The sequence below is a fragment of the Rosistilla oblonga genome, from assembly GCF_007751715.1.
Taxonomy (GTDB): Bacteria; Planctomycetota; Planctomycetia; order Pirellulales; family Pirellulaceae; genus Rosistilla; species Rosistilla oblonga.
Genome location: NZ_CP036292.1, coordinates 4,886,679 through 4,902,808, shown reverse-complemented (window position 1 = coordinate 4,902,808; position 16,130 = coordinate 4,886,679). Strand labels below are relative to the sequence as shown.

Annotated in this window: 14 protein-coding genes; 11 read left to right on the top strand and 3 right to left on the bottom strand. The window is 58.3% G+C overall.

Annotated features, from left to right (window positions below; translation table 11 throughout):
• The first annotated feature begins 52 nt into the window (after positions 1 to 52).
• The 9 genes from CA51_RS17380 (at position 53) to CA51_RS17340 (ending at position 8,570) form a co-directional block, all read left to right on the top strand.
• Positions 53 to 1,234: an acetate/propionate family kinase gene (locus CA51_RS17380; RefSeq protein ID WP_145122491.1), complete on the top strand. Its 1,182-nt coding sequence runs from the start codon at positions 53 to 55 to the stop codon at positions 1,232 to 1,234.
• A gap of 103 nt (positions 1,235 to 1,337) precedes the next feature.
• Positions 1,338 to 1,649: a EutN/CcmL family microcompartment protein gene (locus CA51_RS17375; protein WP_145122490.1), complete on the top strand. Its 312-nt coding sequence runs from the start codon at positions 1,338 to 1,340 to the stop codon at positions 1,647 to 1,649.
• A gap of 108 nt (positions 1,650 to 1,757) precedes the next feature.
• Positions 1,758 to 3,206, top strand: a complete 1,449-nt coding sequence (locus tag CA51_RS17370; RefSeq protein WP_145122489.1) for an aldehyde dehydrogenase family protein — start codon at positions 1,758 to 1,760, stop codon at positions 3,204 to 3,206.
• Between the two features lie 62 nt (positions 3,207 to 3,268).
• A complete protein-coding gene (locus tag CA51_RS17365; protein WP_145098582.1) occupies positions 3,269 to 3,532 on the top strand; it encodes a EutN/CcmL family microcompartment protein in 264 nt (87 codons plus the stop codon).
• A 24-nt stretch (positions 3,533 to 3,556) separates the two neighbouring features.
• Positions 3,557 to 4,162 (top strand): hypothetical protein, encoded by a 606-nt coding sequence (locus tag CA51_RS17360; RefSeq protein ID WP_145122488.1) that lies wholly within the window; start codon positions 3,557 to 3,559, stop codon positions 4,160 to 4,162.
• Between the two features lie 22 nt (positions 4,163 to 4,184).
• Entirely contained in the window at positions 4,185 to 4,469 is a 285-nt protein-coding gene (locus CA51_RS17355) for a EutN/CcmL family microcompartment protein (protein ID WP_145122487.1), read from the top strand.
• Positions 4,470 to 4,521: 52 nt separating this feature from the next.
• On the top strand, positions 4,522 to 5,394 hold the full coding sequence (locus CA51_RS17350; protein WP_145122486.1) for a class II aldolase/adducin family protein: 873 nt from the start codon (positions 4,522 to 4,524) through the stop codon (positions 5,392 to 5,394).
• A gap of 102 nt (positions 5,395 to 5,496) precedes the next feature.
• Positions 5,497 to 6,432: a lactate/malate dehydrogenase family protein gene (locus CA51_RS17345; protein ID WP_145098594.1), complete on the top strand. Its 936-nt coding sequence runs from the start codon at positions 5,497 to 5,499 to the stop codon at positions 6,430 to 6,432.
• A 365-nt stretch (positions 6,433 to 6,797) separates the two neighbouring features.
• Positions 6,798 to 8,570 (top strand): IlvD/Edd family dehydratase, encoded by a 1,773-nt coding sequence (locus CA51_RS17340; RefSeq protein ID WP_145122485.1) that lies wholly within the window; start codon positions 6,798 to 6,800, stop codon positions 8,568 to 8,570.
• 42 nt (positions 8,571 to 8,612) lie between these two features.
• On the opposite strand, the gene CA51_RS17335 is transcribed toward CA51_RS17340, so the two are convergent.
• The 3 genes from CA51_RS17335 to CA51_RS17325 all read right to left on the bottom strand — a co-directional run bounded on the left by CA51_RS17335 (position 8,613) and on the right by CA51_RS17325 (position 13,278).
• Entirely contained in the window at positions 8,613 to 10,055 is a 1,443-nt protein-coding gene (locus tag CA51_RS17335) for a sensor histidine kinase (protein ID WP_197451259.1), read from the bottom strand.
• A complete protein-coding gene (locus CA51_RS17330) occupies positions 10,052 to 10,438 on the bottom strand; it encodes a response regulator (RefSeq protein ID WP_145122483.1) in 387 nt (128 codons plus the stop codon). The genes CA51_RS17335 and CA51_RS17330 overlap by 4 nt, the downstream gene beginning before the upstream one ends.
• Positions 10,439 to 10,932: 494 nt before the next feature.
• Positions 10,933 to 13,278 (bottom strand): efflux RND transporter permease subunit, encoded by a 2,346-nt coding sequence (locus tag CA51_RS17325; protein WP_145122482.1) that lies wholly within the window; start codon positions 13,276 to 13,278, stop codon positions 10,933 to 10,935.
• A 550-nt stretch (positions 13,279 to 13,828) separates the two neighbouring features.
• On the opposite strand from CA51_RS17325, the gene CA51_RS17320 reads away from it, so the two are divergent.
• The gene (locus CA51_RS17320) at positions 13,829 to 14,434 is read left to right on the top strand and encodes an RNA polymerase sigma factor (RefSeq protein ID WP_145122481.1); all 606 of its coding nucleotides are present in this window, start codon (positions 13,829 to 13,831) and stop codon (positions 14,432 to 14,434) included.
• Between the two features lie 37 nt (positions 14,435 to 14,471).
• Complete coding sequence (locus tag CA51_RS17315; RefSeq protein WP_145122480.1) at positions 14,472 to 15,824, top strand: hypothetical protein; 1,353 nt, start codon at positions 14,472 to 14,474, stop codon at positions 15,822 to 15,824.
• Positions 15,825 to 16,130 lie beyond the last annotated feature (306 nt).

Genomic DNA, 16,130 nt, shown 5'->3' with positions numbered 1-16,130 from the left:
TCCCACCCGTTCCTAACAACCAGTACCCACGACCACGGACGACCCTGTTGCCATGAAGGTTTTAGTCGCAAATCTCGGATCTACGAGTTTCAAGTATCAGTTGATCGAAATGTCCGATGAAACCACGCTCGCTCGCGGCGCGGTCGATCGGATCGGTTCGCCCGAATCGTCCTGCACGGTCGAAATCGGCGACTGGAAAGATCAACGCACGATGTCGGTTCCGCACCACGGAGTCGCTGTCGAAGCCTGCTTGCAACAGTTGACCGATCCCGAACACGGCTGCATCAAATCGGCCGACGAAGTGGATGCGATTGGGTTCAAAGCGGTACATGGCGGACGGTTCAGCGGCGTCTATCGGATCGACGAAGAAGTATTGGCAGCGATGGAAGAGATGCGGGACGTCGCTCCGGCGCACAACCCGCCTTACGTTGCCGCCATGCGACAACTGGCTTCGTCCGGCGGAAACATTCCGTTGATCGCGGCCTTTGAAACCGATTTCCACCAAACGACTCCCGACGCCCAGCGTTATTACGCGATCCCAAAACAATGGTCGGATGATTTCCACATCCGTCGCTTTGGGTTCCACGGCAACAGTCATCGATACATCGCCATGCGAACGGCGGAATTGATTCCTGGTGCTAGCCGCGTGATCTCGTGTCACTTGGGTGGCAGTAGCAGTTTGTGTGCAATCCGCGATGGCAAGAGCATCGGGACGACGATGGGCATGAGCCCGCAGACCGGTTTACCGCAGAACAACCGCGTCGGCGATTTCGACCCATTTGCGATCCCCTTGATCATGGAAAAGACCGGGCTGTCGCTGACCGAAGTCCTGAACAAGCTGGCTAACGAAGGCGGCCTGTTGGGATTGAGCGGCAAGAGTGGCGATATGCGTGATCTGGAAGCGGGTGCCGCCGAAGGAGATGCCGATTGCCAATTGGCGTTGGATGTTTACGTTTCGGAAGTTCGCCGCATGATGGGCGGGCTGTTGGTTCTGTTAGGAGGAGCCGACGCGATCGTCTTCACCGGCGGAATTGGAGAGAAGGGAGCGGAGATCCGCGCCAAAGTTTGTGAAGGTTTGGAAGACCTGGGGATTGCCATCGACCGCGTCAAAAACGGCGTCGCCGAAGGTGAAATGGCGGTCCACAGCGAAACCAGCCGCACGCAGATCTGGAGAATCCCAACCAACGAAGAACTGGTGGTCGCTCGCAAGTGTGTCGAATTGCTAGGCAAATAAGCAACCGCAATCGACGCAGCGAACATCGGACAAGAATTAAACGAACGATCCCGGCACAACGCAAAACACAGGCACCCGCCTGTGACCCGAACGAAGTTTACCCATGTTTATCGCACGAGTTACCGGTTCCGTCGTCAGCACGCAGAAGGTCGCTTCGATGACCGGACACAAGCTGTTGATCGTCGAACCCTATCGATTGGAACCCGACCAGCGGAAGTCGTTGTCGACCACCGGACGGACCTTCATCGCCTGCGATACCTTGGGGGCGGGTGAAGGGGATTACGTGCTGATTGTCCAAGGCAGCAGCGCTCGATTGACTCCCGAAACGAAACATTTGCCGATCGATTGCGTGATCATCGGCATCGTCGATTCGGTCCACATTGAAAAGCAAAACGTCTACAAGCGAGACGAATAGCAGGTCGCCTTTCGCCCCGCGAATGTGCGCCTCACGACATACAACAGGCTTCGTTCTCCCGACGAACGAACCACTTGAAACGACACCCCACAATCCCACGACGCTCTTATGCAATACGACGAAAACCTCATCCGCTCAGTCGTCTCCCAGGTATTGGCCGAAGTGGGTTCGCCACCGCCGATCCACAATGGCAGCGGCGGCTACAGCGGACGGCACGGCGTTTTTCATGATGCCAACGAAGCGGTCGCCGCGGCGCAAGAGGCGTTCCTGCAGCTGACCGAACGGACCATCGAAGAGCGTGGCCGGATCATCGACCACATCCGTCGAATCTCGATCGACCAGAGCGAAGAGCTGGGGACGATGGAGATGAACGAGACCAAGATCGGTCGCCTGGAACACAAGATCGCCAAGCTGTTGACCTTGGGCCAACGCGCTCCCGGGATCGAGATGATCAAGACCGAAGCCTTCAGCGGCGACAAAGGTCTGGCGATCATCGAACGCGCCCCCTTCGGTGTGATCGGTGCGATCACCCCCGTCACCCACTCGCTGCCCACGATCACCGGCAACGCGGTCAGCATGATCGCTGGCGGAAACACGGTTGTCGTCAACCCACACCCCAGCGGCAAGCGAGTCGCTGCCGAAGGCGTTCGCCGCTTCAACGAAGCGATCTACAACGACCTGGGGATCGACAATCTGATCTGCGTGATCGCCGAACCGACTCTCGAAACCGCCGACGCGATCTTCTCGCATCGCGATGTCCGACTGATCTGCGTCACCGGCGGACCCGCTGTCGCTCGAGCGGCCCTGAAAAGCGGCAAGCGAGCTGTTGTTGCGGGGCCTGGAAATCCTCCCGTCGTCGTCGACGAGACCGCTGATTTGGATCGTGCCGCTCGCTGCATCATCGAAGGTGGAGCGTTCGACAACAATCTGCTGTGCATCGCAGAAAAGCAAGTCTTCGTCGTCGAACAGGTCTTCGACGCGATGATGTCCGCCATGGAACGCGCCGGCGCGGCGCGGCTGAATTCGAGCGAGATCGATCGACTGACCTCCCAAGCGATCGCAGTTGTTGGCGAAGGCGAACACCGACACAAAGTCGCTGCCAAGGACTTCATCGGCAAAGACGCTGCCGTCTTGTGTGCCGCGGCGGGCAAGAACGTTGCCGCCGACGTCGAACTGGCGTTTGGCGAAACCGATTATTCGCATCCGTTTGTTGGCGTCGAACAGATGATGCCATTCATTCCTTTCGTCCGCGCTCGCGATGTCGACCACGCGATTGCGATGGCCAAGGAGAGCGAACACGGCTTCCGCCACACCAGCATGATCCACAGCCGCGACGTCCGGAACATGACCAAGATGGGCCGCGCGATGGACACCACGCTGTACGTGAAGAATGGTGCCAGCATGGCCGGTTTGGGACTTGGCGGCGAAGGCTATTTGAGCTTCTCGATCGCGGGACCGACCGGCGAAGGGGTGACCACGCCGCAAACGTTCACTCGCGAACGCCGCTGCAGCATCATCGAAAACTTGTACGTCGTCGGCAGCCCGAAAAACGTCTAAGCGACGGCTGCGATACTGAATCCGATCGAAATCGAAAAAGAAAACACTCCAAAGCTCGTCCATTGCAAACCGCCAAAGTCCTCGGAACGACACGCGCCACGATCAAGCACGCCAGCTTTGTCGGGCAGAAGCTGTTGATCGTTCAACCGTTGATGGCCGACGGTTCGGCGGATGGCCCGCCGTTGCTGACCTTGGACGGCTGGGGTGCCAGTCGTGGCGATACCGTCCTGCTGACTAGCGATTCCAGCTGTATGGAAGACCTGATCGGCAAAGACAAAAACACGCCCGCCCGCTGGACCACGATGGGCATCATCGACCAACGATAGATCGACAAAAGACAACAACTCAACATGACTTCAACGCCACTCGACCTGGAAGCCATCGTTCGCCGCATTGTCGGCGAAGTGGTCGCCGGTGCCGTGGCGCCAAAGTCGCAACCGGTCGCCAGCGCCAACACGCGGCTGTGCCTGATCGATCGCCCCGTGATCGCTTTGGCCGACGTGGAACAACGGCTCGACGGAAAGTCCGAAATCGCCGTTGCTCCTCGCGCCGTGATCACTCCGGCGGTCAAAGATCTGCTGCGAGCGCAGTCGATCGCGATCGTTCGCGAAGAAAAACAGAACACGATGCGAACTCCAGTCGCTGCCCCGGCGGCGATACTGGTCGCCGACGTCGATTGCTCCAACCGCTGTGCCGCGTTTGCCAAGCAACTGGGCATCCGAACACGCCGCGGAGTGCAGATCGTTGTCGCCGAAGAAGCTCGAATTGTCCTGGCCGATCTGCCGCAACGCGTGGTCTGCGACCTATGTCGCAGTGGCGCCGAAGCGGTTCAAGTCGGATCGCTCAGCGAATTCCAAGCGGTCGCCGCTGCGATGCAGCCCGATGTTTGGGTACTGGACATGACGCGACTGAACGTGATCGCGGCGACCAACCTCGCCACGCGACTAACAAAATAGAAACCCCGTCCACGGAAGACCGATGCGAATCGCCAAAGTGATTGGAAGCGTAACGCTCAGCCGATGTCATCCGGCCATGGCCGGTTCGCGGCTGCGATGCGTGTTGCCAGTCGACGACATCGCGCAGATCGACAGCGACGACTTCAGCGGCTCCGAACTGTTGGTGACCTGGGACGAATTGGGAGCGGGCAATGGCGATCTAATCGCTTTGGCCGAGGGCCCCGAAGCGGCTCAACCCTTCCAACCGCAAATCAAATGCATCGACGCTTACAACGCGGCGATCCTAGACCATATCGACCTCCAATAGCGTGACTTCTCCGAAGCCAAGCACTCACACCCTGCAACCTTCAAAGACCAGCATGCAAAACATTCACAAAATCAAACAAGACATCTGCGAAATTGGAAAGCGGATTTACGCCAAGGGTTTCGCCGCTGCAAACGACGGGAACATCACCGTCCGCGTCAGCGAAAACGAAGTCCTGTGCACGCCGACCATGCATTGCAAAGGTTATTTGAAGCCCGAGGACATCAGCGTTGTCGACATGACCGGCAAGCAGTTGAGCGGCAACAAGAAGCGCAGCAGCGAGGCCCTGTTGCACTTGGAGATCTACAAGCAACGCCCCGAACTGAAGAGCGTGGTGCATTGCCATCCGCCACACGCCACCGCGTTTGCCGTCGCTCGCGAACCGATCCCACAATGCGTGCTGCCCGAAGTCGAAGTCTTCTTGGGCGACGTGCCGATCACCAAATACGAGACTCCCGGCGGTCAAGCGTTTGCCGATACCGTGATCCCGTACATCCACAAAAGTAACGTGATCATCCTGGCCAACCACGGCACCGTCAGCTTCGGCGAAAACGTCGAACGCGCTTACTGGTGGAGCGAGATCTTGGACGCCTACTGCCGCATCCTGTTGCTGTCGCGTCAGCTGGGACACGTGCAATACCTCAGTGGCGACAAGTCGCGCGAACTGTTGGAACTGAAAGACAAATGGGGGTTCACCGACCCGCGTTTGACCAAGGAGTTCGAAAACTGTGACATCTGCGCCAACGATGTCTTCCGCGACAGCTGGGAAGCCAACGGCGTGGCGCGTCGCGCCTTCGACGCCCCACCCGCAGCTGGCAGCATGGCCGGTGGTGCAGCCCCTGCGGCAGCCGCTGGCAAGAACGTCGACGAAGAACAATTGGTGAAACTGATCACCGCCGAAGTCATGCGTCAGATGGGCAAAGCCTAATCGCGACGCAGCGACGAACCGAGACACTTAACACGACAAGAACGACACAACAGAAACTCCAACGGACGCAAACCTTGCGTCCCGCAGAACGGTGAAAGAATTATGAAAGTATCGATTATTGGCGGCGGCGGTTTGGTTGGATCCTGTGCGGGCTACGCGCTGCAGTGCGGCGGCATCGTCCGCGAGATCGCCTTGCTGGATGTCAACGCCGAACTGGCCGTTGGCCAAGCACTTGACATGGCTCACGGTGCTCCTAGCGTCGCCGATCAAGTGATCGTTGGTGGCGGCTACGAACACATTCCGTCGAGCGATGTGATCTGCATCACCGCCGGCCTGCGTCGCAAGCCCGACGAATCGCGGTTGGACTTGATCAACCGCAACACCGACCTGTTTGTTTCGATCTTGGACCAGATCAAAGCGGCCGGATTGAAGGAGGGCGCGATCGTCGTCGTCGTCTCGAATCCCGTCGACATCCTGACCTACGTCGCGGCTCATCGCTTGGGCTTGCCGAAGCAGAAAGTGATCGGTCTGGGAACTCAGCTCGATACGATCCGTTTCTGCTGCCTGATCTCGTCAGAACTGAAAGCACCGCCAACGCAGACGAAGGCGTTGATTTTGGGAGAGCATGGCGACAGCATGGTGCCGATCTGGTCGAGTGCCACGATCGCCGGCCTGCCATTGGACAAATACCCAGGTTGGAATCCAAACCTGGCGAACCAATTGTTCACGCGAACCAAGGGAAGCGGCGCCGAAGTGATCAAGCGCAAGGGCGGAGCTGGCTTTGCCGTCGGCATCGCGATTCGCGACGTGATCGAATCGATCGCCTTGAACTCGCAAAAGGTTCTGCCGGTCAGTAGCATCCAAGAGGGATGTTACGGAATCCGCGACGTCGCCCTGAGCGTCCCGACGGTTGTCGGCCGTTGCGGCGTGGTCGATCGCCACGAGATCGATCTGTGGCCAAAGGAAGTTCAAGGTCTGCGAGCCAGCGGTGCGGCGCTTCGCAAAACCTTGGAAGTTGTCCTGAACCGCGTAGGTTAGCAGCCCGGTTCCCTTCGTCATTTACTAGCACGAAGCGCAAGCGAGTGATTCCCCCGACATTTCTGGAATCACTCGCGTGCGCTTCGTGCTGGTATTTCTCGCCCCTAATTATGAAGCGTTCTTTCGCGGAGCGAAAGACGACACTCGCGGCGTTGGTCGCCTTTCGCTCCGCGAAAGTGCGCTCGGCATGGCTTACTAGCACGAAGCGCAAGCGAGTGATCCACCGACATTTCTGGAATCACTCGCTTGCGCTTCGTGCTGGTATTTCGGACGGAGCGAGCGGGGGCGATTTCTTGTATATTGAGGCCGATGCGTCGGCCTCGTGATTTCGGGCCGGCGTTCCACAACTCAACGGCGGACCGACGATGGACGACAAGAAGCGTTTGCGCAGCGAAGACTGGTTCAACAACCTCAGCGATCCCAAAATTACGGCGCTTTATCTGGAGCGTTATCTCAATTACGGGCTGACTCGCGACGAACTGCAATCCGGTCGTCCGTTGATCGGAATCGCTCAAACCGGCAGCGACATCTCTCCCTGCAATCGGATCCATCTGCAGACCGCCGAACGCGCTCGCGACGGAATCCGCGATGCCGGAGGAATCCCGTTTGTCTTTCCGATGCATCCGATTCAAGAGAGTTGCCGACGTCCGACGTCGGGACTCGATCGCAACCTCGCCTACCTCGGCTTGGTTGAAATCATGCGCGGCTATCCCTTCGACGGCATCGTTTTGACGACCGGTTGCGACAAGACGACTCCCGCCGCATTGATGGCCGCTGCGACCGTCAACCTTCCGTCGATCGTCCTCTCCGGCGGACCGATGGTCGACAGCTATCTGGACGGTCGACTGGCCGGCGCCGGCACGGTGATCTGGGAAGCGCGGAAGCGATTGGCCGCTGGCGAGATCGATTACGACGGCTTCATGATGATGCTCGAATCGACCACGCTCAGCCCGGGGCACTGCAATACGATGGGGACCGCGTTGACGATGAACTGTCTCGCCGAAGCCCTTGGCATGTCGTTGCCCGGATGCGCGGGAATCCCCGCTCCGTTTCGGCAGCGCGGCCAGATGGCGTATCAGACCGGCAGAAGAATCGTCGAAATGGTTCATGAAGATCTGCGGCCCAGCGAGATCATGACGCGCGAAGCGTTTGAGAACGTCGTCGTCGTCAATTCGGCGATCGGCGGTTCGACCAATGCGCCGCCGCACATCCAAGCGATCGCCAAGCACATGGGTGTGGAGATGGTCGTCGAAGACTGGCAAGAGATCGGATATGAGATCCCGCTGCTGGTCAACTGCCAACCGACAGGCGACTTCTTGGGCGAAGGCTTTCATCGCGCCGGCGCCGTTCCTGCCGTGATGCATGAACTGCTGCAGGCTGGCCGGATTCATGGCGACTGCAAAACAGTCTCCGGAAAATCGGTCGCCAAAAACATTTCGGGGCGTGAATCGCTGGACCGCCAAGTGATCATGCCGTTCGAAAGTCCGTTGATGCCTCAGGCCGGGTTCATGGTCTTGTCGGGGAATCTGTTCGACGCGGCATTGATGAAGACCAGTGGTATCAGCGCCAAGTTCCGCAAGCGTTATCTGTGCGAACCCGGTAATGAAAACTGCTTCGACGCGCGAGCGATCGTTTTCGAAGGGCCCGAAGATTATCACGACCGGATCAACGATGCTGCTCTGATGATCGACGACTCATGCATCCTGGTGATCCGCGGATGCGGACCGATCGGGTATCCCGGATCGGCGGAAGTCGTCAACATGCAGCCGCCGGACGAGATGATCGCGGCGGGGATTTCCGAATTGCCAACGATGGGCGATGGCCGCCAGAGCGGAACTTCGTCGAGTCCATCGATCTTGAATGCTTCGCCGGAATCTTTGGCCGGTGGAAACCTGGCGTTATTGGAAACCGGCGACATGATCCGGTTCGATTTGAACAACAGCCGCGTCGAGCTATTGATCAGCGAACACGAACTGCATGCCCGGCGAGACGCTTACCAGCCGCCTGAATTGATCAACGGATCGCCGTGGGAGGAACTTTCCCGAACCTACACCGGGCAATTGTCCGACGGGGCGTGCCTCGATTTCGCAACCGCCTACCGCAACCTGGGCGACGAACCGCTGCGGCACAGCCACTAACGGAATTGCACCACGGGTCGCTCACGAAACGTCAAGGCGATGTCAGATGAAGGCATCGCATTCGGCTTCGTCCAGTTCTTCCTGAACGCTTTCGTTCGGCAAGCGGACGATCACCTTGGTTCCCACGCCGAGTTCGCTTTCGACGTTGATCGTACCGCCGTGGGTGCGAACGATGCCGTACGCGATCGACAATCCCAATCCGGTTCCCTCGCCCTCGGCCTTCGTCGTGAAGAATGGATCGAAGATCTGAGCCAAGTCTTCCGCAGAGATGCCCGATCCGGTGTCGTTGACGATTAGGCACGATTCGTCCTCGTCGCCGTTGGTCGAGACAAAGACCTTGCCGTCGTTGGGCGTCGCTTGTACCGCGTTGAGAATCACGATCGAACAAACTTGAGCGATCTCGCCGACGTTGCAAGCCATCGTTGCTAGTTCACCCAGCTGAAATTCGATCTTGTCGGTATCGCCCAACGTCGTTTGAAGCATTTTGACAGCGTTCATCACGATCGCGTTGAGGTCTGCATCGACGATGCCACCCCGATCGAGATTCGAAAAGTCTTTTAGGCTTTTGACAATGTCTTTGATGCGAATCACGCCGTCACGCGATTCGCTGACCAACACCTTGGTATCGTTCAGTACGTATCGGATGTCGCGGTGCTGCTTGCTGGTGGGAGCTTTGCCATCGAGAAGACTCAACTCATTCCCATCCGAACCAATCACCGGCGCATTGCAATCCAACAGCGTTGCGCACAACCGTTCGTAATCGGAGATTGTCGATTCGATGACATGCACATATTCACACAACGCATTCAAATTGGTGTCGACAAAAAACAAGGGGTTATTGATTTCGTGGGCTACGCCCGAGGCCAAGATTCCGATCGACGCCATCTTCTCGGAATGGACCAACTGCGCTTGTTGTTCTGCCAGATGACGATTGGCAGCTTTCAATTTGCTGTTGATCTCGACCAAGCTCTCCATCGCTTCATCGTAGGAAGTAGCGAGGTCCAATCGCATCGAATCCAAGCAGAAGTAGCACTCGATTTCGCCCACCTGAGTCTGCATCGTGACGCTGCGCGTACGGAACTGCGGGTAACGAATCTCACCGAAGTAGACGCGAGGTGCGGTGACGGTCAGTTTTGCATGCGTTTCCTGCAGTTGCACAATCGCTTCGCCGACGATCGTGTTCAACGTTTCCGAAATCGCATCGCAGATCATCTCGCGAACTTCGTCCTGCGTCTGTTCGAACAGCGACCCCTCCAAACCGATAACTCGCTGCGCCGTCGATTCGTCCATCGCGATGACATATTCACCAAACACGGTCCCCGTGTAGTAGATCGAAACGATGAAGTTCTTCGTCGTTTTTAGCGAGTTGGATTCGATGACGTCGGAACGGTCGAGCGTTGAAATACCAAACATCTCGAAGAAGACGCGTTCGGCAATCTCTTCATATGTTTGCGCATGGTCGGATAGATGTTTTGTGTCGTTCACACCGTGTGCCCCATAGTTTTTTCGACTGCGGAAATTAGACGCTGCTGATCTTCGGTGCAGTGGCGGCGGATCGGTTTCTCCAAAAACGCACCAGCTCCCGCTTCCAAGCATTTGCGAACGATCTCTTCGTCCTTCAATGCCGACAGCATGATCACATTCGCCTCGGGGCTGTGCGCGCGGATTTCCGTCAGGCACTCCAGTCCATCCATGTTCGGCATGGTGACATCTAACAAGGTGACGTCGGGCGAGAGTTCTTTGAACAACTTGACACCTTCGTCGCCATCGCTTCCCAAGCCGACGACGTCGAAGCCGATGTCCGTCAGTACCGTCTGCAGCACCTTGGCCATAAATTTACTGTCATCGACAACTAACACGGAAATCATTTTTGGTATTCCTAGCACGAATCTAGCGAAACGAAAGTTCGGTCTTTCTGGAAAACGACGTCATCACAACACCGCGAACAATCGTATGGGTAAGGACTGCTTTTTCGGGACTTTGGGGAATCGAATCAGGCGACTTTCCGACGGCATAGTAAACCGTTGAGCCGACACGTAACGATCCTGTAGACCGGACGCAACGGCAGCTGGATTGGAGCCTGCGAATCGCAAGCTTTGACGGGAAACTTGTCGTTGCCCGGCGCCGCGCGTCTCGCGTTGGTAACCTGCAGTACAGTGGTGTCAGCAGAAGTCTTGTCACGTGATTGCCGGATGCTCGGCAATGCAGTTCTGCCGCAAAAAACTACGCATTCGTTTGTTAGAGCTGGTCAAACGACCGGCTGAATTTGTGCGGCGAAGTATCGGTAGCGTTTTGCACATGGTTGCCCCTTCGGTACGACTGGTTGAACGCGCCGGCACGGCCGTTCCCTATGTAACATAGGTTACTTTTGCGGGGAGTCAACATTTTGTTTAACGGTTCCGTCGGTCCGTTTTCCTGCGGCGGGCAAGCTGGTTTCCGGCGAGGCGGAGGATGGTCGGAAGAAGACGCTGCCTAATCGGCTGGCCAGTAGAGCTGGCAAGAGAATCAAATCGCCAACCAATGCCGTGGGCAGCAGGATGATCATCATCACGGCAAACATGCTGGTCGGAACAAATTCGGCGGGGACGAGCACCAGCATTCCAACGCAACAGATCAGCGTCGTTTGAACCATCGCGGTTGCGCAGCGATGGAACGCGGTGCGGATCGCTTCGTTTCGCGAACTGCCCTGGCGGATCGCGCGGCCATACCAGGTGAGGAAATGTAATGTGTCGTCGACAGCGATTCCCAATGCGACGCTGGCGGTCAGCATCGTCCCCAGCCCGATCGGGATCTGCAGCCATCCCAACATGCCAAACACCGTCACGACGGGGACTACGTTGGGGAGCATCGCAAACAGCCCGGCCCAGAAACTGCGTAGCATCAGCATCATCACGGGGGCAAGAATTGCGAAGGCCAGCAGGAAGCTGTTGGTTAAGTCGCCTAGCAGTTCGTCCTGCGCTTCGTCGATCAGTGGCGATCCGCCGGTAAATTCCAGCCGTACATTGTTGGGCTGGGGTGGGAGCAGCGGTTCGATTCGGTGGCGTAAATCGTTGATCACCTCCGCATAGGGCCGCCCATCGATGTCGGAGACCTTCGCGTGGATTCGCCAAGATTCGCCGCCGGCGGAATCGGCCAACCAGCCTTCGGTAATGATTTTTTGCCTCGCCGCTACGAACTGCGATTCGTAAGCAATTTGAGCTGCGATGCCACGCATCCCGGTGGGGCGGGGGAGCGTCGGTGCGAAGGTGAGTGCCGAGATTGTCGCGGCGACGCCATCGACGTTCATCGCTTCTTGTTCGATGACGTGAACTTGCCGCAACCGATCGATCGTCCGCTGCGTCGACTCGGGGGCATAGTGCAACACGATTTCCAGCGAACCCTGCGGTCCTAAGTTGTCGTTGATCCAGCGATAGTTGCGGACCAATTCGCTGTGCGGCCGGAAGCTTTTTAATAGGTCGACCGTTGTCGTCGTCCGACTCAATCCCCACCCGGCGGTTGCCAGTCCGATCAACCCACAGGCTAACAGTAGGTTGTGATGCTTTAAGACTTTGGCGATCACGAGGTCCAACCAAGGATTCACCTCGACCATGTTGGCTGTTGGTTGTCGCGACTTCACGCAGGGGCTTAACGTAAGCGTCGCCGCAAAGACGGACATCAATACGAAGAAGCCGATCACGACGGCCAGCGCCGAATAGATGCCAAAGTGCCGGATCGGCGATAGATCGGAGACGACGAGACTGGCCATCCCGATCGCGGTCGAAATCGAAGCGAGCGCGCAAGGTCTCCAGCCAACCTGGACCGCGCGAAATCCAGCTTGGTCGGGGCCGACTTCGTGCAGTCCGTCGCGGTAGTAGTTCGCAAGGTGAACCGCGCCGGAGACCGTCAATACATATAGCAGCGTGGGGACGGCGACCAAGATCGCGTTGATCCCATTGCTGGTGAAATGGATCATCGCGATACCAATCATCGCGCAGAAGACCGCCGCAACCAGCACGACGAGGGTCAGCCGCACGCTTCGCAACAGGAGCGAAACGACGATCAGTGTCAGCAGTGCCGATGGCAGGATGCAGCGTTGGACCGATCGATCGGTGGCGTGATCGATCACCGATGCCTTGTAGACTCCGCCGGTGATCCGCAATTGATCGCGCGACAGATCGCAGGTTTGTCGGGCGATTTGAGTGATCGAATCGATCACTCGATGTGGATGTTCGCCGCCGGCGGGCGTCAGCGCGATCAACGCAGCTGTCGTCTTTCGGTCGGGACCGATCAACAACCTATCGATTCGCCCGGCCGCTTGCCCCGGCCGCAGCTTGGCGGGACCTTGAATCAGTTCGCGCATCGCGTCGGGGCCCGTGATCACGCTGTGCCAGATCGGTTGCGGATCTTTCGCCATCGCATCGCGCAAGGCATCGGCCAGTTGCGGTAGTCGCGGATCGTTGAAGGTGCAGCCGGGCCAGCTGACAATAACAATCTCGTCGCCGCCGAACCTTTGGATGAATTCTTGGTAGCGCTGCACCTCGGGGCGTCCCTCGGGCAACCACTGGTGCATGTCCGTGGTGTTGCTGTGCAGATTCAACATCGCGTACAGCAGCACCGGCGAGGTTGCCACCAACATCCCGACCACAATCCATGCCAACGTGCGCAGTCGCAGTTGTTGCTGAACTGTCGTCGAATTTTCCGCCTCCTCGCGCGGCAGCGGGGCGCTCACAGCATCGGCTTTTCAGGTTCGGAGCCCCGCCGTAAACAGATCGCCCTGAGTTTCTGGACTCTGCCGGTAGGTTCCGCGCAACGCAACTGCTCTGCTCTGAACTGACGGTTGTCGCCGCCGAGGTCATCGTCGTGTTCGGCGACATCGGCCACAAGACTCGATTCATTCATCCAAGATGGTACCCCGGTGGCTGGAAGTAGCTCCGCATCGGCAGTTTAAGGTATCGGGCTTCTGCTAGCGAGTGGAACGCGGCGCGCGGTTGCTTGCGGTCTCGCCAGCGTGGTCCTATATAAGGACTCGCTGTTGCGATGGCGTGGCGTCGCGGGAGCGGCTGCGCATCGGGGGGGGCCGTTCATCACCCGCCCTGCGAAGTTGCGGTTCGGCGCAGCGACGGTGCCATTTGCCGGCGGCAGGCGGTATAACATGCCACTGGACGCGACGCGGCAGCGGGAAAGCAGCGACGCCGCACCGCGCTCTGCTTAAAATAGAAGATGTAAAACATGCCAAATCGACAAACGATCGATGCATTTCCGGGAACCGCCCCACCCAGATGAACGTCCAGAATCATAGCAAACCGGCGGATGAAGCAGTGGAGGCTTCCGACGACGCCCTGATTGGCAGGGCCTTGGCGGGGGAGCCGGCTGCCTATGATTCATTGGTCCGGCGGCATGCAGGTCGGTTGTTGACGATGATCCGCGCCCAGGTGGGAAACCGCGACGATGCCGAGGATCTGATGCAGGAAACGCTGGCTCAGGCATATTTTAAGTTGGACACATTTGCTGGCAAAAGCAGCTTTTTCACCTGGATGTACCGGATCGCCTTCAATTTAACGATCACCAAGCGGCGGAAACGCAGGCTGGAAAGCACTCACACCCGAACGAACATCGAAACAGCTCCCACGCCCGAAGACCCTGCGGTGGCGGTCGATCAGCGGATGGCCGACGCCGAACAAATCGCTCGCCTGCGATCCGCGATCGAGCGGCTGGAACCCAACCGCCGGACGGTCTTGGTGTTGCGAGACATCGACGGCCTCGATTACGGCGAGATCGCCGAGATATTGGCGATCCCAAAAGGAACAGTCCGCAGCCGTTTGCACCGAGCGCGGCTCGACCTGCGGGATTTGCTATCGCGCGACGAAACGATCGACGAAGATTGAAGTAGAGTAGCTCGCGACGAGCAACGGATAGATGACCATGCAGTTTAACGAGGAAATGCTGACCGCTTACCTGGACGACGAATTGTCCAGCGACGAACGGGCGATCGTTCAACAGACGATCGACGCCGAACCGTCGTGCGCCAAGCTGCTGGAAGAGTTGCGAGAGGTCCGCGATGCTGTCGCCCAGTTGCCTCCGATCTATCCATCGGCCGATCCCGTCGCCGCCGTCCGGCAGCGGATCGCCGCCCAATCCGACGTGGCGTTGGCGCGAGAGCAACGGGCACAAACTTGGAGCCGGTTGGCTCTGCTCGCCACCGCTGCCTGTCTGATGCTAGCGATTGGCAGCTACCTTCTGCGGCCCGAGCTTGCGCCGGAAAGCCAGCCGACCGCCGGATCGATCGCCGACAGCAAGCCGCCATCGGATCCGCAGGTCGTCGATGCTCCCGCCGCCGATTCGGTCGAATTGCGGGAGAGTCTCGCCTATGAATCTTCCCCGTTGCCCGAGATTCAGAGCGATGTTTATTCGTCGCAGGCCGAGGTGCAAGCCGTTCCGATGATGAAAGCTCAGCCACCGGCGGCTCCTTTCGCCGACAACACTGTGCGACAAAACCGGAGGGCCCCGCAGGCGCCGACTCGCTCCAACGGGCAATCCTATTCTCGGGCGGCTCCTTCCCTGCGGCCGGCCGACTCCGCAGACCAAGCAAACCGAATGGGAGGTGGCATGGGCGGTTCGATGGCGAACCGATCGCGAGCTGCCGTGCAGTCGCCCACGCGATACTTCTTCCGAGCTGCGGAATCAGATAAGGAAGATTCGTTGCCATTAGCAGAGGCCCCCCGTTTGGAAGGTCTTGGTCGAGGTGGGGCGGCTTTGGGAAGCGTCGAGCCGGCTCCGAGCCAGCAGGCGGCGCGAGGAGCGAAGCGTGCGATGGCAGCCGAATCGGAGGACGTCGACCGAGCCGCCGCGCCTGGATTGGCCCTTGACGATCGCGGAGGCTCCCCTCTTTTGGAAGCTGGCTCTGCCGGGCCGCCTCGTGACGTCCGGCGGATTCGAATTCAATCGTCTCCCGATTTGCTGGCTGTTCAGTTGGCTCAGATTCGCGATTTGCTAGCGGCTGAAAAGATCGTCTCTCAGCCGCGTCAGCCCGCTGCCGGGGAGGACGTGGAGCGGCAAGACGTAATGGAAAGTTATGCCCCGTTACGCGATTTGGCGAAAACCGCGAATCAGCCGATCCAATTGGTAGTCTCCGGTTCCTCGGAGACGCTTCAGCGGTTGGCCGAGCAAATTTTGAAAACGATCGCAAATCGTGCGACCATGGATACTCCCGGGCCGGTGAGTGGTTCGCCGGAAGAGGGGGCCGTTTCGGTTCTGCAGATCGACATCTTGCCGTAGCTCTTTATCGCTTGACGGGTTCTCCGCCGCGATGAACCGTTGGCATGGCGAAATTCGTTTTTTGGCCAATTCTTGTTCGCCCTTTGTCTGGGGGTCATGGTGCGGTTCACCGCTGGCATTTCTAGGGAAGCGTCGCTTTCCCGTCTGCAAAGGCCGCTCTGAAAAAGTCTGATAAATTCAGAAATTGGCTGATTCCCCAAAAGACTCCCAGGTGGACACTTGGGTTTTGCACAAAAAGGTCGTGCTTAAAAAACAGGCACGGGGTCGGGTGCCCAGTTCTGTGCACCCCTGCACGGAATTGGTGCA